The organism is Moorena sp. SIO3A2, assembly GCF_010672265.1.
In the GTDB taxonomy this organism is placed as follows: Bacteria; Cyanobacteriota; Cyanobacteriia; order Cyanobacteriales; family Coleofasciculaceae; genus Moorena; species Moorena producens.
Genome location: NZ_JAAHHC010000008.1, coordinates 143,741 through 165,231 on the forward strand (window position 1 = coordinate 143,741; position 21,491 = coordinate 165,231).

The 21,491-nt window shown below is 42.6% G+C and carries 18 protein-coding genes; 8 read left to right on the plus strand and 10 right to left on the minus strand.

Annotation, left to right across the window (positions count from 1 at the left end; translation table 11 throughout):
- Positions 1 to 414: 414 nt before the first annotated feature.
- Positions 415 to 1,260, minus strand: a complete 846-nt coding sequence (locus F6K64_RS12495; RefSeq protein ID WP_271968844.1) for a tachylectin-related carbohydrate-binding protein — start codon at positions 1,258 to 1,260, stop codon at positions 415 to 417.
- Positions 1,261 to 1,818: 558 nt separating this feature from the next.
- On the opposite strand from F6K64_RS12495, the gene mutS reads away from it, so the two are divergent.
- Positions 1,819 to 4,869, plus strand: coding sequence for a DNA mismatch repair protein MutS (gene mutS / locus F6K64_RS38875; protein ID WP_287265502.1), 3,051 nt, complete (start codon positions 1,819 to 1,821; stop codon positions 4,867 to 4,869).
- Between the two features lie 181 nt (positions 4,870 to 5,050).
- Here the strand turns inward: mutS and F6K64_RS12505 are convergent, their stop codons facing one another.
- On the minus strand, positions 5,051 to 6,313 hold the full coding sequence (locus tag F6K64_RS12505) for an RNA-guided endonuclease InsQ/TnpB family protein (RefSeq protein ID WP_009149294.1): 1,263 nt from the start codon (positions 6,311 to 6,313) through the stop codon (positions 5,051 to 5,053).
- Entirely contained in the window at positions 6,270 to 6,752 is a 483-nt protein-coding gene (locus F6K64_RS12510) for an IS607 family transposase (RefSeq protein WP_044494422.1), read from the minus strand. The genes F6K64_RS12505 and F6K64_RS12510 overlap by 44 nt, the downstream gene beginning before the upstream one ends.
- Positions 6,753 to 6,996: 244 nt before the next feature.
- Here F6K64_RS12510 and F6K64_RS12515 point away from each other — a divergent pair, with 244 nt between their 5' ends.
- From F6K64_RS12515 to F6K64_RS12525, 3 genes are all read left to right on the plus strand, one after another.
- Complete coding sequence (locus tag F6K64_RS12515; RefSeq protein ID WP_009149298.1) at positions 6,997 to 7,266, plus strand: hypothetical protein; 270 nt, start codon at positions 6,997 to 6,999, stop codon at positions 7,264 to 7,266.
- 280 nt (positions 7,267 to 7,546) lie between these two features.
- On the plus strand, positions 7,547 to 7,801 hold the full coding sequence (locus tag F6K64_RS12520; RefSeq protein ID WP_009149299.1) for a hypothetical protein: 255 nt from the start codon (positions 7,547 to 7,549) through the stop codon (positions 7,799 to 7,801).
- Between the two features lie 332 nt (positions 7,802 to 8,133).
- Entirely contained in the window at positions 8,134 to 9,297 is a 1,164-nt protein-coding gene (locus tag F6K64_RS12525; protein WP_009149302.1) for a hypothetical protein, read from the plus strand.
- Positions 9,298 to 9,344: 47 nt separating this feature from the next.
- Here F6K64_RS12525 and F6K64_RS12530 read toward each other — a convergent pair whose 3' ends face one another.
- The 3 genes from F6K64_RS12530 to F6K64_RS12540 all read right to left on the minus strand — a co-directional run bounded on the left by F6K64_RS12530 (position 9,345) and on the right by F6K64_RS12540 (position 9,968).
- The gene (locus F6K64_RS12530; RefSeq protein WP_287265504.1) at positions 9,345 to 9,467 is read right to left on the minus strand and encodes a hypothetical protein; all 123 of its coding nucleotides are present in this window, start codon (positions 9,465 to 9,467) and stop codon (positions 9,345 to 9,347) included.
- Positions 9,457 to 9,774: a DUF4359 domain-containing protein gene (locus F6K64_RS12535; RefSeq protein WP_009149304.1), complete on the minus strand. Its 318-nt coding sequence runs from the start codon at positions 9,772 to 9,774 to the stop codon at positions 9,457 to 9,459. The genes F6K64_RS12530 and F6K64_RS12535 overlap by 11 nt, the downstream gene beginning before the upstream one ends.
- 71 nt (positions 9,775 to 9,845) lie before the next feature.
- Entirely contained in the window at positions 9,846 to 9,968 is a 123-nt protein-coding gene (locus F6K64_RS12540; protein ID WP_267872079.1) for a hypothetical protein, read from the minus strand.
- Between the two features lie 499 nt (positions 9,969 to 10,467).
- On the opposite strand from F6K64_RS12540, the gene F6K64_RS12545 reads away from it, so the two are divergent.
- From F6K64_RS12545 to F6K64_RS12555, 3 genes are all read left to right on the plus strand, one after another.
- Complete coding sequence (locus F6K64_RS12545) at positions 10,468 to 11,631, plus strand: AAA-like domain-containing protein (RefSeq protein WP_009149305.1); 1,164 nt, start codon at positions 10,468 to 10,470, stop codon at positions 11,629 to 11,631.
- A gap of 344 nt (positions 11,632 to 11,975) precedes the next feature.
- A complete protein-coding gene (locus F6K64_RS12550) occupies positions 11,976 to 13,274 on the plus strand; it encodes a family 10 glycosylhydrolase (RefSeq protein ID WP_009149307.1) in 1,299 nt (432 codons plus the stop codon).
- Positions 13,264 to 13,425: a hypothetical protein gene (locus F6K64_RS12555; RefSeq protein ID WP_009149309.1), complete on the plus strand. Its 162-nt coding sequence runs from the start codon at positions 13,264 to 13,266 to the stop codon at positions 13,423 to 13,425. The genes F6K64_RS12550 and F6K64_RS12555 overlap by 11 nt, the downstream gene beginning before the upstream one ends.
- Before the next feature lie 92 nt (positions 13,426 to 13,517).
- On the opposite strand, the gene cobN is transcribed toward F6K64_RS12555, so the two are convergent.
- The 4 genes from cobN to F6K64_RS12575 form a co-directional block, all read right to left on the minus strand.
- On the minus strand, positions 13,518 to 17,546 hold the full coding sequence (gene cobN / locus F6K64_RS12560; protein WP_009149311.1) for a cobaltochelatase subunit CobN: 4,029 nt from the start codon (positions 17,544 to 17,546) through the stop codon (positions 13,518 to 13,520).
- An 18-nt stretch (positions 17,547 to 17,564) separates the two neighbouring features.
- Positions 17,565 to 17,783, minus strand: a complete 219-nt coding sequence (locus tag F6K64_RS12565) for a hypothetical protein (protein ID WP_009149312.1) — start codon at positions 17,781 to 17,783, stop codon at positions 17,565 to 17,567.
- A gap of 51 nt (positions 17,784 to 17,834) precedes the next feature.
- Positions 17,835 to 19,007: a sugar-transfer associated ATP-grasp domain-containing protein gene (locus F6K64_RS12570; RefSeq protein ID WP_009149314.1), complete on the minus strand. Its 1,173-nt coding sequence runs from the start codon at positions 19,005 to 19,007 to the stop codon at positions 17,835 to 17,837.
- 218 nt (positions 19,008 to 19,225) lie between these two features.
- Complete coding sequence (locus tag F6K64_RS12575; RefSeq protein WP_154659885.1) at positions 19,226 to 19,387, minus strand: hypothetical protein; 162 nt, start codon at positions 19,385 to 19,387, stop codon at positions 19,226 to 19,228.
- A gap of 824 nt (positions 19,388 to 20,211) precedes the next feature.
- Here F6K64_RS12575 and F6K64_RS12580 point away from each other — a divergent pair.
- Positions 20,212 to 21,387 carry an RNA-guided endonuclease InsQ/TnpB family protein gene (locus F6K64_RS12580; protein WP_009149317.1) on the plus strand — a complete coding sequence of 392 codons (1,176 nt, stop codon included), beginning with the start codon at positions 20,212 to 20,214 and terminating at the stop codon, positions 21,385 to 21,387.
- Positions 21,388 to 21,491 lie beyond the last annotated feature (104 nt).

Genomic DNA, 21,491 nt, shown 5'->3' on the forward strand with positions numbered 1-21,491 from the left:
ACATTTTGCCTTCACTTTAATGATTAGCGACAGAGCCAGGAACTGGAGGTCATTCCTAGGTGTCATAACCAAATCAACGTAGGACTCAATCCTTAGCCTGCATCCTAGTTGGCAATTCCAGGAGTTACCGGGAATTACCAAGGCTTAAACTAGGAGTATTGACCCTAATTCAGATGTATTGTAAAACTTAAGTGACATATTTGACTAGATTGATCAACTCCCTAGTCCAGGGGAAACGCATCTTATTTTTGTACATGCTGGCGGGGTCAGGATTTCAGCGATCGAGTTCTGTTTGAAATCAATTGATTAAATCCTTACTGGATAAGGGTTTTGCAATTTAGATGCGTTTGCCCTAGTTCCTTTTGTCAAGCGTGATTGAGATGCTCTTACCCTGAGCTATAAACCTGGCTGACCCTAGAAGATATTCTGGTATTCGTTCCAACCGTTTGAAATAACCTTCTCCGCACCCTGATTCTGAAAGTTATTAGGATCCGGTAGACCAATATAGCTATAGTAGGACAGTTGGCCGTTGGGCTTTAGAGCAAACAGAACTCCACAACCTCCGGAAAAAACTCTACTATATTCGTTCCAACCGTCTGAAATAACCTTCTCCGCACCCTGATTCTGAAAGTTATTAGGATCCGGTAGACCAATATAGCTATAGTAGGACAGTTGGCCGTTGGGCTTTAGAGCAAACAAAACTCCAGAACCTCCGGAAAAAACTTTACCATATTCGTTCCAACCGTTTGAAATAACCGTCTCCGCACCCTGATTCTGAAAGTTATTAGGATCCGGTAGACCACTATAGCTATAGTAGGACAGTTGACCGTTGGGCTTTAGAGCAAACAAAACTCCACAACCTCCGGAAAAAACTCTACTATATTCGTTCCAACCGTTTGAAATAACCGTCTCCGCACCCTGATTCTGAAAGTTATTAGGATTCGGTAGACTACTATAGCTATAGTAGGACAGTTGACCGTTGGGCTTTAGAGCAAACAAAACTCCACAACCTCCGGAAAAAACTTTACTATATTCGTTCCAACCGTTTGAAATAACCGTCTCCGCACCCTGATTCTGAAAGTTATTAGGATTCGGTAGACCACTATAGCTATAGTAGGACAGTTGACCGTTGGGCTTCAAGGCATAAAGAATGTGAAAACCAGACTTACCTTCAGTCAAAACAGGGGTCAAGGTTGTAAATAGCCCGGTCATGGTAGCGAGTACAACCAAAAACATTCGACGTCTGATGACACTTTTCATTTGTTATACGCCGTTTCATGTGAATAAATGTGATTCGATTCCCTCCCAAGCTATAATTTAGAATATTTTAAATAAACACAATACTGTCATCAACAGCTGTTTAATTTATTCCACTTTATAGGGGCATCAGCAAGGGAATTGCTAAGTATTAAACATACACATAATTGATAATAATTTAGTTAGCACAATTGAGAATAGTTTAGTTAGCAAAGTTATAAAAAATTAATAATAATTAAGAATGATTTAGAATAATTTAGACATTCTGGCTAGGCTATACAATGCCAGGGTAAGCGCATCTTGTCAACAAACTGGGGGTAGTTCTCAATAAACCCGGTGTTATTGTGCTTATTGACAAGATATTTTATACATATAGTGTTTATGGAAATCAATAAACACTATATGTATGAATCAATCAATTAGATGTGTTTACTCTGCTGCCTAGTCTTGATAAAAATATTGCGATATAGTAATAAACCCTTAGTGGAAATGAATCTAACAAACCGAGGGTGAGTTGGATTTACCTCTTAATATAGAGTATTGGTATTTCTAGCTTAGTAAATGAGCAGATCCCCTCAAGCATCTACTCCCGAATCCAACGATAACCTTCCCAAAAGGGCAACTGAAGCAGCAAGGAAAGTTGCGCCTGAGAATACTGACCATCGGACAGTGGACCGCAGTAAGCTGACACCGATGATGCACCATTTTGCTGAACTAAAAGACCAGTATTCCCATGCTGTGCTGCTCTACAGAGTTGGGGACTTCTATGAAACCTTCTTTCAGGATGCCAGGATAATTTCTGAAGCCCTGGAACTGGTCTTAACCAGCAAAGAAGCTGGTAAGGGAGTGGGACGGGTGCCAATGACAGGGGTTCCTCACCATGCTTTGGACCGCTACAGCACCATGCTAGTGGAAAAAGGCTATGCGATCGCAATTTGTGACCAAGTGGAAGATGCCTCAGTAGCAGCCAAAGAAGGACGTCAGGTGCGCCGGGAAGTCACCCGTGTCCTTACCCCCGGTACCTTGATGGAAGAGGAGATGCTCCATGCTCGTCGTAACAATTTCTTGGCAGCAGTAGTAATTGCTAAGAATCATTGGGGTTTAGCCTATGCAGATATTTCCACTGGGGAATTTCTGACTACTCAAGACCGAGATTTAGACCTGCTGGTTCAGGAATTGATGCGCTTGCAGCCGTCGGAGGTATTAATTCCCACCAATGCTCCCGATTTGGGGAGTATGCTACGACCTGGTCAGACCTCTGAGAGTTTACCGGATTGTTTACCAAATTCATTTTGTTATGCACTCCGTCCCCAACGACACTTTACCTTGGCAGAAGCCCGACAGCGACTGTTGGAACAGTTCAGAGTGCGATCGCTTGAAGGGTTAGGGTGTGAACATCTGCCCCTTGGTGTCCGTGCTGCTGGTGGGTTGTTGGAATATCTGAAAGATACCCAAAAAGAAAATTATGTAGCGTTACAGATATTACGGACCTATACCATTGCTGATTATTTAATTCTCGACCACCAGACTCGTCGCAATCTCGAAATTACTGCTACTGTCCGAGATAACACCTTTAACGGTTCCCTGCTTTGGGCTCTAGATCGAACCAGTACAGCCATGGGAGGTAGAGCATTGCGGCGCTGGCTACTCCAACCATTACTAGAGATTAAGGGAATCCGGGCGCGACATGATACCATCGCGGAATTAGTGGACAATACTGGACTGCGCCAGGACTTACAGCAGCTGCTTCGGAAAATTTATGACTTGGATCGGTTGACAGGGAAAGCAAGTTCTGGTAGAGCTAATGCCAGAGATTTAGTAGCCTTAGGGGATTCTCTGTTGAGGTTACCGGAATTAGCTGACCTAGCGGCTTATGGCTCTTCTCCCTATCTGAAAGTGATGCAGAATGTACCGCCACAATTGGAAGAGTTAGGGCACACACTGCAGGAGCATCTGGTAGAGTCACCACCCTTGCATCTGACTGAGGGAAAATTAATTCGGCCTCAGGTCAATCAGCAGTTGGATGAAATGCGTGCTCAAGCCGAGGAGGATCAGCAGTGGATTGCTAATTTGGAAGTAACGGAGCGGGAAAAGACAGATATTCCCAAGCTGAAGGTAGGGTTTAATAAGACCTTTGGATATTACATTAGTGTACCTCGTGCTAAGACAGCTCAGGTACCAGATGATTATATTCGGAAGCAGACGTTAGTTAATGAAGAGCGCTATATAACCCCAGAGCTGAAGGAACGGGAAGCACGGATTCTCACGGCCCGGGAGGATTTGAATCGTTTAGAGTATGAAATTTTTGTGGGCTTGCGCCATGAGGTAGGGCTGGAAGCTGACAGGATTCGGGGTGTGTCTCGGGCGGTAGCAGCATTGGATGTGTTGTGTGGATTAGCAGAGGTCGCTGTTTATCAGGGATATTGTCGTCCCGATATGGATCAAAGCCGGGAAATTCGGATTATAGATGGACGGCATCCAGTGGTGGAACAGTCCTTGCCCAGTGGCTTGTTTGTCCCGAATTCCGCGTCTTTAGGTCAAAACAAGTTAAAGGTTGACGGGGAGTTGAAGGTTGACGGGGAGTTGAAGGTTGACGGGGAGTTGAAGGTTGACGGGGAGTTGAAGGTTGACGGGGAGTTGAACGTTGAAAATTCTAACGAGCAACCTTCTAACCAGCAACCCGATAACGAGCAACCCGATAACGAGCAACCTGCTAACCTTCAACCTGCTAACCTTCAACCTTCTAACCTTCAACCTTCTAACCTTCAACCTTCTAACCTTCAACCTTCTAACCTTCAACCTTCTAACCTTCAACCTTCTAACCTTCAACCTTCTAACCTTCAACCTGCTAACCTTCAACCTGCTAACCTTCAACCTGCTAACCTTCAAGCTTCAACCGAAACGGATATTCCTGATTTGATTATTCTGACCGGACCTAACGCCAGTGGGAAGAGTTGTTATTTGCGTCAGGTAGGATTGATTCAGTTGATGGCACAGGTGGGAAGTTTTGTGCCAGCATCAGAAGCAAGTTTGGGGATATGCGATCGCATTTTTACCAGAGTCGGTGCGGTGGATGATTTAGCAACAGGCCAGTCTACGTTTATGGTGGAAATGAACGAGACAGCGAATATTCTCAATCATGCTACGGATAAGTCTTTAGTGTTGTTGGATGAGATTGGTCGAGGCACAGCAACCTTTGATGGTCTTTCCATCGCTTGGGCGGTCGGGGAGTATCTGGCCATGGAAATTAAGGCACGGACGATTTTTGCCACCCATTATCATGAGTTGAATGAGTTAGCCTCGATTTTGCCCAATGTAGCTAATTATCAGGTGACCGTAAAAGAGTTAGCGAATGAAATCATCTTTTTGCATCAGGTACAGCCAGGAGGAGCTAACCGTTCTTATGGGATTGAGGCAGGACGTTTAGCGGGTTTACCAACCTCAGTGATTAATCGGGCGAAACAGGTGATGAAGCAAATTGAGAAGCACAGTAAAATTGCCCTGGGGTTGCGCAAGGGGATTGGCAAACAATTGTCAGCTAGGAATACAACTGGCCAAAAGGTGACAGACCAAAGGGTGACCATCGAGCAGTTGGATATTTTTGATGATTAAGCCACCATGGTTGTGATCTGATCAACAACTACACCGTTAACACAGCTGATCACTTAACGAGGATGGGATGAGACCTAGGAGCCGCTAAGCAAAAGCATTCCCGCCCACTGCCCTTACGGAAAAAAGATCCGATTGCATAAATTTCTGAGCTAGCCCTGATTAGTATATAGACCGATACTTTTTAGCTACCAGAATCTCTCAAGGGAAAATTTTGGCTCACTAATGCAAGTTGATTTCTCAACCAGGGTGTATCTACCAAGGCTCGTAGGAATATCCCACGAGCGCCGTTAATGTCTCGATCCATAGATCGACCATCAACTTTTGATCTAATTATTCGACCGCCGCCAATGTTGACTAATTCACCTGTCCAGCTAACCGTTTTACTGGTATAAGCTTCACAGACATCTACTACTATCTTCCCAGCTTCTATTGCCTTATGCTTCAAAAATTCCTGAAAACGATAGTGAGCAAAACTCAACATATTACGGACAGTTTTAGATCGGATTTTTCTGTTCTTTCTTTTAGACATCTGAGAGGTCTCAAAAGTTGGAAGCAGAATTACGTCAAAGTTGTCAACCAAAAACCTAGCTGTTTTGTGATGAAGTTCATTAATTAGGTTCTGAACTTTGACGATCATTCTCCTAGCCGCTTTTCTCATTCGGCGTTTCTGTCCACCACTAGATTTACTGATCTTTGATAGCAAATTGTCTAGATGTTGACATAATCGTTGGATACGAGAAAAGTCTCCATTTCCAATTTTTCCTACAGATGTCTCACTAAAGAAAGTAATAAAAGTTCTGACTCCAGGATCTAAAGCGACTACTCTACCTTGGTTTTCGGTTTTCTTTTTAGTCTCTTTATAGGGGACAACTAGGTAGTAATTCCCGTTGTTACTGGTTAGCCTACTATCGCATACCTGATCAGGAAGGCTTTCAGTGTATCCTATCTCTCCTAATTTAGTGTGATATATCCCCAAGGTCGAAACTGCTGACTTGGGTATATAGCAAGATTGAATGGGATTTTTGCGAGACCTAAACCTTACTCGCTGAATTTGAAACGTTTTCTTGTACTTTTTCTTGGCCTCCCTAACAGCGGTGCAAGCATCCTTTATCGCTATCGATTTAATTTGATAAGGGACTTCCTTGCACCATTCGGGTAGGTCATTCAAAATGCCAGTTTTAATGGCTTTCCAGTTAGCTTTTGTTTCGCCATCCTGGAGGATTTTGATGGTTTTATTGAACACATAACGGGACACTCCAAACCACTTACGGATAATTGCTCGCTGTTCAGGGTTTAGGAACAGATGAATCTTCTTTGATTTTTTTACCGTACTTTCTGAGTCCGTGAACCCGGCAGGATAAGACGTGAATGATGGAGATAATATCTGCGGTAAGTTCTGATCAAAGACAACTTTCAGGTTGGTCGAGAACCAGGATTTTTCCACCGTTGAGACCGACCAAGTACTCAATGAGTTCAAACCCGAAACGGGTAAGTCGGTCTCTACAGGTAACAACAACCGTGAGCTGATCTCCAGACACGACTCGTTCCAGTATGGTTCTAAGCCCTTTCCTGTTGTAATTGAGACCGGAACCGATGTCAAAGATGATGTCTGCTTCCGGGAAGAGAGAGTGGAGGTAAGCGACTTGGCGGGCAAGATCGTCTCGCTGTTTTGTACTACTGACTCGGCAATAACAGATGGTGTAACAGCGCAATTTGTCAGACTTTGGAGCTTTTCCAAAACGGAGAAGATCTGTTGAGTCAAAGAGTCTAGTCCCTCCTGGTGTCCTTTCGCATCTGAGTGTCCCATTGTCTGCATACTTCTTTAGTGTGTTCTTGGAGAGTCCCGTAAGTTCGACCGCCTTACGGAGTGGTATTAATGCCATCTCCTTAATCTACCATAATTTAATAGTAAGTGGTAGATTAGTGGAGGTTTTTGTTAACTGTCACAAGCCTTAACGAATCAATTTGGGGAGCAGCTCCGTGACTAGATACTACGCCACCTGTAACTCTTGATAGCGATAAACCTTTAGTTTCTAAAGGGTAGCATCTTCGATTATAGCGCCATGTGATGTAGAAATTTTGTGGATTTGTTTTTTTTTTTAAGTTATTGGATGAGCGAGGCTAATCATGAAAGTTAAAGACGTCTATCAAGATGAACAAGGAAATTGGCAGATCGACTATGGAGTTGATCATCTGATGGGGCTAGCCATTAGGAATGATTTAGGACAGACACTGACCCAATTTATTATTTCGATTCCCATGAGTTTCTTGTTTTTTATGTTTTTACTTTCCGTTTTCGATGCCTTAATTGAATTAATCCCGCAGGTAGATACCAGTATTCAACAGATAGTTCCTCAAGAAAATGGCTCTCTTATAATGATTATAGTAAATGAGTAGTTTAAATGATCGATTACCCCTTAAATAGCCAGGGATTCAATTAAATAAAAATACCTTGTTTTGAATTGCGGAATTTTATCTATAAGCTTTGTAGGATGAGTAAGGTTCATTTAGGGTGGGCAGTGCATCAGACAGATAATGAAGCTTGCAAACCACGTTGCTAGGCACTGCCCACCCTACGATTAGTGACTTTATAAAATTATTTTTGGTTTAACTTGCGGAATATCACCTATAAGCTTTGTAGTTATTTTTATACTTTATTGAATGAGTGAGGAAACTTATGAAAGTTAAAGACGTCTATCAAGATGAACAAGGAAATTGGCAGATCGACTATGGAGTTGATCATCTGATGGGGCTAGCCATTAGGAATTATTTAGGACAGACACTGATCGGAGTTATTATTTCGATTCCCATGAGTTTCTTGTTTTTTATGTTTTTACTTGCCGTTTTCGATGGCTTAATTGCATCAATACCGCAGGTAGATAGCAGTATTCAACAGATAGCTCCTCAAGCAACTTACCATCCTCTTCGCTAATTATTAGATAGCTCAGGAAGATGGTAAACCACTTTCCTAACTATTGCTGATCATTCAGGGCTATTTCATTCTGATTGCGCCAGTGATCTGCCCTGCTAGTATTGCACTGCTAAAGATTTGAGCAATTGTCGGAAACTTTGACCTCAACTTGTATCATAAGCATGGCTTTTCTGATCTGGGTGAGGCTCAGCGTCTTGCTGGTTTTAGTCTTAACACACTCAAGGAAATGATCGAACTTTAAATTCAGATCTAATTGATACGATAAGTGGAATTGCAAACTCTAACACGTATTTTTTGACATTTAAATACATTAACAAAATTAAATTTTTCTGATGCTTAAAATCAATCGATTATGGAACAAAATAGTTAATAAAATCACATCAAATAGCAAATTTTTGTTGCTCACTGCTTTGAGCATTAGTCTGGTTTTGACGTTTTTTAGAGCACCCTCACTAGCACAGTTGCCGCCACTAAAACAATTGCCCATTGAAGAGGATTCGGAAACACAACCTGCACCGGAAATAGGAATTGAAGAGGATTCGGAAACACAACCTGCACCGGAAATAGGAATTGAAGAGGGTTCGGAAATACAACCTGCACCTGAAATCGGAATTGAAGAGGGTTCGGAAACACAATCTGCACCTGAAATAGGAATTGAAGAGGGTTCGGAAATACAACCTGCACCTGAAATCGGATGGGAGTTCTTAGGTAGCCGAGAACTCAATCAAGTAGAAATTCACGAAACTAAGTATAAAGGTGAGTGCCCAGGTTACAGCTGGTCTTCTCGGGAAGCCCGGTTTACTTCCAGTACTACTCCACCAGCTCGTAAAAGACGTGTAATTGTTAAAAATATTACCAGAGGAGTAGCTAGTGACCCATTTCCTTACACTGACAGAGAGTACGATGAGGGTAGATCTTCAGAAGGGACACGGATGAGTTTTGGAACAAGACATGATAGTAAAGAATTTCACGTTTTAGACGGAGAGAATACATTTGAGTACGAGATTAAAGAACGCGATCGTGTACTTGAGTCTGGAGTTTTCACTGCTGTAATTAAAAGAAATGTGGATGTCAGACAAAGAGATTCGTATCCTATTACCAAATCAGTTTGTATGAACTCAGAAGTTCCTATGTCTTTGTGTGCTGATATCAGGACTCTTACTAAGTACAAATGTCGGAGCAACTGGGTTCTCCGAAGCTTTCTCATGCCAAATACCCCTGAAGTTGCTACACTTATATCCAATCAGACTCCCTACTCGGTAAAGTATTGGATCAATGATAGGATACAAAAATTGTCATCAGGAAGCGATAAAATCTATACCAATAACTTTTTAAACATAAAGTTTGAATCTTGCTCTGTAGGAACCGAGGATGGAAGCAAGGCTAAAGAATGTACTATCAAAACCAGGAGTTTAGAACGAGGTAAAAGATATCGGTTTACAGCCTCTGATTTAGACTATGAATCCCTTGATATAGAAGATTTTCCACGATCATAGTTTCTTATAGGGCTGCAATTCTGATAGAATTAAGTAAGCATATGCGCCTAGGGCATATGCTGATAACTGATAGCTGATAGCTGATAGCTGATAGCTGATAACTGATAGCTGATAGCTGATAGCTGATAGCTGATAGCTGATAGCTGAATGCTTATATAATTAAAACACAAAAAATTTGCCCCCTAGCCCAACAGTGTGGAATTTTTTCCCCCAGAAGTTGGTGGTATAGATACTGAAAAGAAAATAGTTTTGGTGACGAGTGTAGCTTTCGATCACTGGCTTAACTGCACCAGGTGGTAAAGGTTTACCGACAAAACAAGCTGCTTTTACCCCAAGAGGAAGGGATTTCTGCTGGCAGTAAGTATCGTGTAAGTGCCATGACGCATGATCAAGATAAGCATCTTTAGTTGGATTGGTGAGTGCCATAATGCTGGACACTAAAGCTAAGAAAACGGTGTTATTGATGCGCTGATACATAATTTCTTGTTATTAAATGTTGGTAATTAGTTGCGTAGGGTGCGTAGGGTGTGTTAGGAGCGGACTTGCCCTTATTGTTCGCCTCGACCGCCAGCCTTGGGATAGTCCGCCCCGTAACGCACCGCCAGTGTTAGGTTGCTGCCCGGAAATTGAAACGGGCAAGATGCCCGTTCCACGCCTGATGCCCGTTCCACAGGTGCGACCCGTGGCGAATTTAATAATTAGATGCGGAAAGCGCACCTAAAAGATGCCGGTTCCACTCACCGGGTCAAACAGCTTTAATGAGATGCACTCTACCCGGTCAGCCATAGGATGATTAGTCAACCGGATTTGATCTAAGCTCGACCTAGGGAAAGCCCAGTTAAATTCCTTTGTTAAATATTTTTTCGTTACGTTGTGGGTCTATTCCGGATAATCTAACCTCTTGATTGCTATTGCTGCTAAATCGGCTATTTTCCAAATGATTAACCGGACTTGATATAATTCTATTTTCGCCGATATTAAGTTCCCCGTTCCCTAAAATAGTAAACTTTACAATTCCAATTACTACGGTATTTTCACACTTTATTCACAAGCTATGATTATATTTTTTATCTAGTAACGTTATAGTAATCTGGTTATGAGTTATTTTTTTGATCAAAGTAAAATCCTTTGATTTATGTCGGAATAACAGACCATAATTAATAAAACAATATGATTAATAATTACCCTCGATACCAAGTCGGTGGTAGTCTAGCCAGTGATTCGCCTAGCTATGTAGAAAGACAAGCAGATGTCCAACTCTATAACGCCTTAAAAAGGGGTGAGTTTTGTTATGTTATGGCTCCCCGACAAATGGGTAAGTCTTCTCTAGCGGTGCGAATCAGACATCAGCTAGAACAAGAAGGATTTAAATGCAGTACTATTGATATGACGCGCATCGGTAGCGAAATAATTACCCCAACTCAGTGGTACAAAGGAGTGGTGGCTGAGTTAGTACGAGGGTTGAAGTTATTCGGTCACTTTAATTTCCAATCCTGGTGGCACCAGGAAAAGTATCTTTCACTGCTTCAGCGATTGAGTAATTTCCTGGAAGATATCCTGCTGGTAAAATTTACTACTGAACGAATTGTTATCTTCATTGATGAAATTGATACTATTCTCAACTTACCTTTTCCGGTTGAGGATTTTTTGGCCCTGATCCGATTCTGCTATAACCAAAGAGCAACTAATCCCGACTATAATCGCATTGTCTTTGCTTTGTTCGGAGTAGCTAAGCCAAGGGATTTGATTACTGGCAAAAAGCGGACACTGTTTAATATCGGGAAAGCCATAGAACTACATGGCTTTGAATTCCATGAAGCATATCCCCTTGCCAAGGGATTAGAGGGAACAGGGGGTAACCCTACAAGGATTCTCAAGGAGATACTGGCTTGGACAGGAGGACAACCCTTTCTGACCCAAAAACTATGTCAGTTGGTAGTAGACTCAGTAAGGGTCGGGTTGACTATTGCTCCTGGTAATGAGGAATCTTGGGTTAGCCAAATCGTACATAATCAAATTATTGATCATTGGGAATCCCAGGATGAACCCGAGCATTTACGAAGTATCTCGGCTCGCCTTTTGAGTAATAATTTGAGTAATAAATATTATGCTGACAAATTGCTGGGACGTTATCAGCAGATTTTAGCTGGAGATGATGTACCGATGGATAACAGCGAAGAGTGCAACGAATTGTTGCTATCGGGTTTGGTGGTTAATCAACAAGGACGGCTAAGGGTGAACAACCCTATATACAAAGCAATTTTTAATCGTGAATGGGTTACCAAACAACTAGAGAATCTGCGTCCCGATAGTAAACAATTTTGCTATTCCTGACTTAGTATTATATACTGTTAGTTTAAGCGACTAAAACCCTAGCTATATCTCGATTTTTTGTAAGCATTCAGCTATCAGCGTGTCGCGTATCAGCTATCAGCTAATGAGCTACTTCCCAGCGTCGTTCGCACAGCGTGGCCATTCGCGTAGCGTGGCCAACGGCCAAGGCCAAAGCCTGTGCCACGCTACTTGAGGTGCTATCAGCGTGTCGCGTATCAGCTTTGGGCCTGTGGCCAACGGCTGACGGCTGACGGCTGACGGCTGAATGCTTACGATTTTTTGCTTCAGCCGCTTAAACTAACTTAAACTAATGTCCCAAACTCTTGCTAGGCAAGAATTTCACCATGTCTAATAAAAAGTCAAAGGAAAACAGTGGATGTGGATGCGCAAATATTCCCATTTCTGTAATCTTACTGGTTTTAGGCGGTGGTTATTGGTGGTTGAACCATCAAGGAGGTTTCGCTATTATTAGCAAATTACCTCAAAATCTCCCCATAGCTATTCCTCAAAATCTACCAATAGCTATTCCTGGTTTAAATTCGACACCAGCCGAACCACAACCTTCGGCTCCTACTAAGCCTTCTGTAACCACTGCACCTTCCTTCCCAAATTCGCCAATTGTTAAACCTAATCATCAGCCACCTTCACCAACACCAATAACAGCTCAAAAACCTCAAAAACCTCAAACAGCTCAAAAATTAAAAACACCAATTGTTAAACCTAATCATCAGCCAGCATCACCAACAACTCAAACTCCTTTGGAGAAAAAAGCAATCAGAGGAATTTATATAAGTCGTTATAACGTAACTAATAATGCTAGTGAAGAGAAAATTAGAAAACAAGTTCGTCATTATCACTCTCAAGGAATTAATACGATTATTCATGGTGTATGGGGTAATATTTGTCCTATGTACACTAGTGAAGTGATGCAAAAAACTTTCGGTTATAAAAGTTGTCCCAATCAGTTTCGCGACCGCTGGTTAACTTGGCTAATTGATGAAGCACACAAACACGGCATGGAAGTTCATGCTTACTTTGAAAAAGGTATCAAAATAGATAAAAATAGCCCGATTTTTGATTTAGCTATTGAACGCAAATGGGTTGTACCTGGCGTTGACCGCACCTATCCAGGAATCGAGCATTATATTCTGGATGTAGAAATTCCTGAAGTTGCTAATTTCTTTAGAGATATTTTAGTGGAATTTGTCCAAAAATATCCTAAAATTGATGCAGTCCAATGGGACGATTATCTGGGTTACCATGCCGAGTTACCAGGGAAAGTAAATCGCACTAAGAAGCTAACCACTTTTTCACAAGAAATGATCGGTGCTATGAAACAAGCTAACCCAAAGGTTAGTTTTGATCTTTGTCATCATAATCCTTATTGGGCTAAAAAATATTTTGCTGCCGACTGGCCAAAATGGAATGTAGATCGAGTTTTTATTCAAGCTTATAATGATAAAAATTTTACCAAAGAAGTAGATTATGCCGAAACCTATGATGGAATTGCTATTACTGATCAACAATTCCATCGCTTGCCAGAAATAGTGGCTAATAATAAAATTAAGGCTATTTTAGTGTTTCCTGATCGGACAAATCCAGAAGACGTAGCTTCTAAGTTAAAACAATTTTATGTTAAATAGATGTAAGCGTCGTAAGCAATCAGCTATCAGCTATCAGCAATCAGCTATCAGCAATCAGCAATCAGCTATCAGCAATCAGCTATCAGCTATCAGCAATCAGCTATCAGCTATCAGCTATCAGCTAATGGGCTACGCGCAAGCGCACCTTTGAATAAAATAAGCTGACGGCTGACCGCACCTCAAGTAGGGTGAGCTTTGGCTCACGGCTGAATGCTTACTAAGCATCTAACTAGACTTCCGGAGCTATACAATGCCAAAATTTTCCCCTTCAATCACTGCTTCTGCTTCTAATGCGATCGCTCTCAATTTTTCTAAAGTATCTGGTTCAACTGACTGCCACAATCCCCGCTGATTGGCTTCCAGTAACCGTTCTGCCATATCTCGCAATGCCCATGGATTCTTTTGTTGGACAAACTCTTGGACATCTGGGTCAAATAAATACCCTTGAGCTACTCCTTGATACATATGGTCTGCCACACAATTAGCGGTAGCATCATAGGCAAACAAATAATCTACTGTTGCTGCCATTTCAAATGCTCCTTTGTAACCATGGCGCATCACTCCCTCAATCCACTTAGGATTCACGACACGAGAACGGTACACTCGGGCAATCTCTTCCTTTAGCTGTCGAACTTTGGGCTTTTCAGGGATAGAATTATCCCCAAAGTAGGTTTGAGGATTTTTGCCAGTCAACCCCCGCACCGCTACGGTTAACCCCCCCTGAAACTGGTAATAATCATCTGAATCAAGTAAATCATGTTCCCGATTATCCTGATTGTGTAATACAATTTGCATCTGTTTGAGACGCTGCTCAAAGGCTTCTGGGGCTCCTTTGGGGGAAGATGAGCTGTAGGCGTAACTACTCCAGTTAATGTAAGCGCGAGCTAAATCCTGCTCATCTTGCCAGTTTTGAGATTCAATCAAACCTTGTAACCCGGCACCATAGGCTCCTGGTTTTGAGCCAAAGATGCGGTAGTGCGATCGCATTTGGGCTTGGGACTGACTCAACCCTACCTGTAACCAAGAGTCTGTTTCCTGTTTCACCTGGGCTGCTAGAGGATTGTCTGATGGTGATTCATCCAGGCTTGCCACAGCAACTACTGCATTGTGAAATAGGTCGATTAAATTGGGGAAACTATCTCTAAAGAAGCCAGAAATGCGCAGGGTCACATCCACCCGGGGACGTTGTAACACAGACACTGGCAATATTTCAAAGTCTACCACCCGCCGTGAGGACCCATCCCAAATCGGTCGCACTCCCAACAACGCCAGGGCTTCGGAAATATCATCTCCCCCGGTACGCATGGTAGATGTGCCCCATACGGAAATCCCTAGGGTTTTGGGATACTCACCATTTTCCTGGGTATAGCGCTCCACTAGCACTTCAGCTGCCTTTCTGCCCACATCCCACGCTGTTTCTGTGGGTATGGCACGGATATCAACAGAGTAAAAATTGCGACCTGTGGGCAGAACGTCCGGTCGTCCTCTAGTCGGCGCACCAGATGGCCCACTGGGTACATATCTCCCATCTAATCCCCTTAACAATTGGGTGAGTTCTTGATTAGTTTGTTGCAGTGCTGGTAACAGGCGATCGCGTATCCAATCTAATTCTTGTTTTGTTGTTTTACTAATCGGTAATCGGTAATCAGTAATCGCTATTGGGGAATTAGTGATGATTTGTTCTACTAATTCAGATGCTTCTTCTTCCAATACTTCAACCAAATCACCAACAGTATATTTCCCAGTATAGCATTCCTCTGTTGCCTCTTCCCTTGTCATTAATTTTGATATCGAATCTATACTACTTCTTGCGATATCCTTAACCACTGAAAACTCTTCCGTTAGGGGGTCAAAATCCCAACCTAAATCCTGAGCCAAAGCACGAGTTAAGCCGATGCGATTCTTTCCTGGATGACGAGCAATTGCTACTATTAAATCCTGCAATTGACGTCCTTGGGGACATTGACTAAACACATGTAAACCATCTCGAATCTGAGCTTCTTTCAATTCACAAAGATAAGCATCAATTTGATTAGTAATTTCCGATTCTCCAGCTTCGATGTCATCTACTGCAATCCCCAAATCTTCGTGCAAGTGCTCATCAAGGATAAGTTTAACAATGCGGACGCGAATAATTGGTAACCGAGACAAATCCAAACTCTGCGCTTCATAATACTCATCAACCAATCCCTCCAACTGTTGCAGAGGACCATAAAGTTCAGCACGAGTCATGGGAGGGGTTAAATGATCAATAATCACCCCTTGAGCGCGACGCTTTGCTTGAGCTCCCTCTCCGGGATCATTAACAATAAATGGATACAAATGAGGCATGGCTGCTAAGGCGACTTCTGGATAACAGCACTCTGACAAGGCCACACTCTTACCCGGTAACCACTCTAAATTCCCATGCTTGCCCACATGAACAATCGCTTGGGCACCAAAACACTTCCGCAACCAATAATAAAATGCCAAATACCCATCAGTTGGTTCCAAATCGGGAGCATGATAATTCAAAGCTGGGTCAATATCATAACCCCGAGAGGGTTGAATCCCTACAAACACATTTCCCAACTGAATCCCTGAAATGGGAAATGCTGAAATCTCTGTTATCTCTCCCTGGCCATCTTTGTTGTCATTACCGTTAAGATCAAACTCTCCCCAACGCTCACGGATTCCTTTTTGAACCGCTATCGGTAACTCTTGAAAATAGTCCCAATACTCCTGCCAACTCAACTCTTGTCGTACCAAACGTAACTGCCATCCTTCCGGATCATTGGTCACCCCAGCGGTTAACCACTCAATCAACTCATCGCCACTTTCCGGAATCTTCTCAACCCAATACCCAGCATCCCGTAACCCTTTTAAAATCTCTACACAACTGGCCGGGGTATCTAATCCTACGCCATTGGCCAGCCTGCCATCTCGATTAGGATAATTAGCTAAAATCAGAGCAACTTTTCTCTGATTCGGTAGGGTTTGCCCTAACCGTAGCCAATTCATGGCTAAATCTGCTACGAACTGAATGCGATCGCATACCGGCTCATAAACCACCACATCCGTTTCCAGAGCAGGATTCCACCGTTGCGCCGACTTAAAGGAAATCGCACGGCTAATAATTCGCCCATCCACTTCCGGCAACGCCACATTCATAGCAGTATCCCTAGGCATCAATCCCTGAAACCCAGACTCCCACTGTTCCACCGTGCCACTACTTAAAATAACCTGCAACACAGGTACATCCAGCCCTTCCCACAACTCCAACTGATGTACCTCAGCATCCAACTTAGCTACCGAGAAACTTGTCGTATTCAGCAACACTGCGATCGCGTAGCGTGAGCAAAGCTCAATCGCACTACTAGAGCTATCGGGATTTTGGAAATAGCCTAACAATTCCCGTTGTACCTCTAGATCCCGTAGAGAAGAGACAAATACTGGCACCGGTTCCAACCCCCGTTCTACCAAAGCCTGACATAACCCATCAATCGGTGCTGTATTTCCCGCTAAGTAATGGGCACGGTAGAACAGGATACCTACTTTAAGATTGGCTTTACAGCCGTTTTCAGATGAATTTACCTCACTACCTTTAGCTGCAAGCCCCCTAAATCCCCCAATTCTGGGGGACTTTAACTTCATTTCCCCCCAGCGAGGGATTGCTCGCTGGGGGGCTAGGGGGGCGAAATTTCCTGTAACATTGCCAGTAGCTTCTGCAGTTATCTCCGATTTCCATGGATAAACCCCAACCCGAGGCACAGGTTTTGGTGGTGGTGGATTATTAGTTTGGTCTAGGCATACATCTGCTACAAATTTCAGAGCGTTAGTGAAATTCTCAACACCGCCTTCTGTAAAGTAGCGCCATAATTGATTCACTATCGGAATAGTTTCTGTGGAGTGACTAGTTAACGTCGGATCTGGTCGGTCATCCCCTGGTAAAACAAATAATGTAGCGCCAGTTTGTTCTACTGTTTCTTTCACCACTTCTAAGCCATAAGACCAGTACGAGCGTCCCCCCAATAATCTGATAATGATAATCCGTGCTTTGCCCAAGATATCCTCAGCATAGGTATCAATGGTTAGTTGTTGCTGCAACTGCAACAGATTAGCGACTCGGATAGCTGGGAAATCTGGGGGAAGTTGGGATACCGATGCGGCTAGGGTTTGGATATCGGTGTCAGCAGCAGTCAGGAAAATAATTGGTGCTGGGGTTTGTTCGATGAAGATAACCCCTTCAGCTTCAGGGTTCCATCCTCCTGGAGTTGCGGCGATGCGATGCATAGTTTAGGGTGCGATTCGTTATTTTAATGCTGTAACCTCTAAGCCATGCCCACTTCCAAGAAAGACTGTTTCCAAAATTTTTGGAGAGTTCATCTGTCTCAGATAGGTTCCGAGAAGCTCCATAGCATAAAATGGTAAGTAATAATTTTTTTCTTTGAGCAAGGCAGGAACATAACGCTTAGGATAATAAAGGGTATAATACTCATCAAATGACGCTTTTGGAGATAGAATTTTCATTTTATTGTATTAGTTTAGTTGATTTTTTTTAACCTGAAAATTTGTTATTAATTACCATTGCCAATGATATCTTTTTATGCCTACATGTCCCTTAATTGATGATGCCCCAGATGAAGCTAGGAGTTTTCGTCTTCTTTTTGGTGTCATGTAGAGCATTTTATTAATTTTCCAAATCTGGAGAAAATTCATGAATTCTGGATCCATAAATCCACGCCGATAGGCATGCTGAGAAACGTTAGCATCACCAAAGTAGCCAAGCTCAAGTATTGTTGGTCCAGTCTCACAAATAGCAACATCCCAAGAAGGACAAAGATAGCCTGGAAAGGCCAGATGTGCTTCGATTACAAGTTCGACTACCTTGTTCCAGTAGGGGATCTGAAATCCAAGTAGATTCCTGCCAGTTTTCGGATGTAAAGGATTTTCAATTTGATCCAGGCCAGTACCAGAGATAATACGGAAGATTTTACCCGTTTTGATATCTACAGCCGCCAACAGATTTCCACTTGTACCATTCAGAAAATTGTCACAGTCTAAATTGCCCACATTTACTTTAAAGATTGCTTTCATTATTTGCGGGCCAGAGTCCAATAAAATAGTGTGTATTCTGATGCTCGAAATTTTCTCTGTACCAGAAATCTCAGCAATTTCAGAATGAGCAGTGAGAGGTTCCTGCAAAATCCATCCCAGGGTTCCTCCGTCATCAAGGGAGCAACAAAAATCCCTGAGTGGTTCTGAAGAACCCGTACCAAGGTGGAGCATGTCGCCATTTAAGTGATCAGCCAAGGTATTACCGTGACCATAGGAACCTGAAGACCGCTTAAAGTAAATCGGTAATGATCCTGGCTTTCTAAGGTAGTCTTCAAGGTCTTGTGGTGTAGCAATATTTAGTAAAACACTTGGGCGACGAGACCGATAAATTGCATGAATCTCGGGTGTTGGAAAACCACTAGCACGAAACAATAAGTACATTGTTACCTTGTCAATACTCATAAATTTAGAGTATTCATCGACTAGTATCTCTATAAGAGTAGATTGCATGCGATGTCCACAAAAGGCTGCCTTTTCGGATAAAGTAAGGTCATTAAGGTATAGTTTAAAATCTAGATACTCGGATAGATCGAGATAAGGGGAGGAGAATCGGAGCCTCAAAGCTTCCAAGGCAATTTCTAGGATTGGGCGCTGTGAAACATTAGCATATTTTAAAAAATCATTAAGGTTATACATTAAGCTTTAAACACACAATTTTCCAGAAAATTAGGTTTTATTTCTGTATTATATACCAAAACGCCAAATATTTAGCGGCGCTCTTTTGTCAGCTTGGAAATCTGCTGCCATGTAAGTATTCAGCTATCAGCGTGTCGCGTATCAGCTAATGCGCTACTCCTCGCACGCTAAGCGAACAGCTTTTGAATAAAACCGGTAAGCATTGGAATAATGCTGAGTTACCTCCCAGCATCGTTCGCACAGCGTGGCCATTCGCGTAGCGTGGCCAACGGCCAAGGCCAAAGCCTGTGCCACAAGGCTGACGGCTGACGGCTGACGGCTGAGTGCTGAATGCTTACGCTGCCATTCCGTCTAACGATGGGGTTTACCTGGGTGGACAAGTTTGAGAAATGTGCCCGGACGCCTTGAAATACCAAGCTTCAGGTGCAGCCAGGTGTGTACGATTCGTTCATCCTAAATTAGGCTATTATGACTTAGGGAAAAATTGCAAGGACTTGCGCCTTGTAACTGAATAACCGTGAGGGTGAAAGTCCCTCTGCCCTAGTGCTGAGGTGACAGGATTAATGCTACAGTAGCCACTGGTGACCAATTTTTCAAGGGGAGTAAAAAGGCGGTAACTGGGAGCATAACTGGGAATCCCTATAATAATCTCCAGCTTCGACCTGCCCATTGTCACCCTGTTAACACGGCTAGGGATGGCTGGGGTCTTGTTGGGCTTTGTCCTTCAAACCAACCTATCAATCGGCTTGATCATATCAAATTATTGAGTTATAAATTCAATTCCAGTTGTAATACCGTATTATTAGCTAGTCCGCGAGAAGCCCCGCGCTCTACCTGATAAGGTGAGCGTCTTGAAGTTACCGTAAGAATAGTGGAGCCTTTATGGTTGGCAGGCTATGCATAAAAGAGTTAAAACTTATTGATTAAGGCTCCACTATTCTAAGGTTTCGTCCCTAGGATGATAGCGGGGCAATGAAGTGAAACGGAATTGCCGACTAGGTATTTTTTGGCTCAGGGAAACGAGCTATTAAACTTCTTAGCAACTCAGATGAAGTCATCCCCCTTCGGTCGGCTTCCTGTTTTAACTGGTGTTTTTCAAAATTATTCATTCTGATTACAAATTGTTGATATTTTATTTTTGAATTGACAAATGTTATAACATTTATTACCTTTATAGTAGGTCGAAAAATAGGAGATAGCAACAATGAGGTCAGCTTATCAGTACCGGTTAAGATTAACAAAGCCACAAGAAGCGGAAGTAGAAAGATGGTTGGATATGCTCCGTCATCAATATAACTACTTATTGGCTGATCGGTTTAGCTGGTATGAGCAAAATCGTTGTTCTATAAACTCCTGTCCTTTGGTGTGTCACTTGCCAGAACTAAGAAATAATCCTGATTACTTTTCTCAGAAAAAGACTTTACCTCAACTAAAAAAGGATAGACCTTGGTACGGGGCAGTTCAGTCTCAAGTTTTGCAAGATTGCGTTAAACGGGTAGACTTAGCCTTTAAACGTTTCCTGAAAGGAGACAGTAACGGAAAGAAAAGTGGCAGGCCAAGATTTAAAAGTAAAAATAGATACAAATCGTTTACTTTCCCCGCTCTTTCTAAGAACCCGATAACTGGGAGTATTTTGACTCTTCCTAAATTTGGGAAGGTCAAAATGATTTACCATCGGCCTATCCCCGAAGGGTTTAAAGTCAAAACGGCTACCATAACCCGAAAAGCTGACGGGTACTACGTCACACTATCTATTCAGGATGATTCTGTTCCAAATATTATCCCAGTAGATAGCGCCTCTAGTCCTGTTGGGATAGATATGGGTCTTAAGTCCTTTCTGGTTAAGTCGGATGGCTCTGAGGTGCCAATTCCTCAATACTATCGGAAAGCTCAAAAACGACTAAAGAAGATTCAAAAAGCCGTTAGCAGATCCAAAAAAGGTAGCAACAACAGAAAAAAGGCTGTTATTAAACTAGGGAAAGCTCATAAAAAAGTTGCCGATACTAGAAAATATTTTCACTTCAAAACAGCGAAAAACTTACTAGACAATCACGACCTAGTTGCTCATGAGAAGTTAAATATTAAGGGTTTGGCTAAGACTAAAATGGCCAAGTCTGTACTAGACGCTGGCTGGGGTCAATTCCTGTCTATACTGTCAACCAAAGCCGAAAATGCTGGGTTACTTACAGTTGCAGTGAATCCTCGAAATACTAGCCAAAACTGTTCAAATTGTGGGAAAAAGGTACCAAAAAAACTTAAAGACCGCATTCATTCTTGTCCTCATTGTGGATACACAGCAGATAGGGATGTGAATGCGGCGATCAATGTATTAAATTTGGCGGTAGGGCATTCCGTCAGTAGTAGTGCGGCTCGTTCCTAATAGGAGCCTTTCGTAATAGAAAGGGGTATGATTAGGGGGATTCGTGAGGTCTAACCTCAAAAATCCTAACTATCCTCAGGATGTGGGTGAAAGTCCCACCCTTG

What these genes read in the sequence shown, in the direction of transcription:
- F6K64_RS12495 (WP_271968844.1), bottom strand. Translation starts at nt 1,260, where the DNA reads ATGAAAAGTGTCATCAGACGTCGAATGTTTTTGGTTGTACTCGCTACC.
- mutS (WP_287265502.1), top strand. Translation starts at nt 1,819, where the DNA reads ATGAGCAGATCCCCTCAAGCATCTACTCCCGAATCCAACGATAACCTT.
- F6K64_RS12510 (WP_044494422.1), bottom strand. Translation starts at nt 6,752, where the DNA reads ATGGCATTAATACCACTCCGTAAGGCGGTCGAACTTACGGGACTCTCC.
- F6K64_RS12515 (WP_009149298.1), top strand. Translation starts at nt 6,997, where the DNA reads ATGAAAGTTAAAGACGTCTATCAAGATGAACAAGGAAATTGGCAGATC.
- F6K64_RS12520 (WP_009149299.1), top strand. Translation starts at nt 7,547, where the DNA reads ATGAAAGTTAAAGACGTCTATCAAGATGAACAAGGAAATTGGCAGATC.
- F6K64_RS12525 (WP_009149302.1), top strand. Translation starts at nt 8,134, where the DNA reads ATGCTTAAAATCAATCGATTATGGAACAAAATAGTTAATAAAATCACA.
- F6K64_RS12535 (WP_009149304.1), bottom strand. Translation starts at nt 9,774, where the DNA reads ATGTATCAGCGCATCAATAACACCGTTTTCTTAGCTTTAGTGTCCAGC.
- F6K64_RS12545 (WP_009149305.1), top strand. Translation starts at nt 10,468, where the DNA reads ATGATTAATAATTACCCTCGATACCAAGTCGGTGGTAGTCTAGCCAGT.
- F6K64_RS12550 (WP_009149307.1), top strand. Translation starts at nt 11,976, where the DNA reads ATGTCTAATAAAAAGTCAAAGGAAAACAGTGGATGTGGATGCGCAAAT.
- F6K64_RS12555 (WP_009149309.1), top strand. Translation starts at nt 13,264, where the DNA reads ATGTTAAATAGATGTAAGCGTCGTAAGCAATCAGCTATCAGCTATCAG.
- cobN (WP_009149311.1), bottom strand. Translation starts at nt 17,546, where the DNA reads ATGCATCGCATCGCCGCAACTCCAGGAGGATGGAACCCTGAAGCTGAA.
- F6K64_RS12565 (WP_009149312.1), bottom strand. Translation starts at nt 17,783, where the DNA reads ATGAAAATTCTATCTCCAAAAGCGTCATTTGATGAGTATTATACCCTT.
- F6K64_RS12570 (WP_009149314.1), bottom strand. Translation starts at nt 19,007, where the DNA reads ATGTATAACCTTAATGATTTTTTAAAATATGCTAATGTTTCACAGCGC.
- F6K64_RS12580 (WP_009149317.1), top strand. Translation starts at nt 20,212, where the DNA reads ATGAGGTCAGCTTATCAGTACCGGTTAAGATTAACAAAGCCACAAGAA.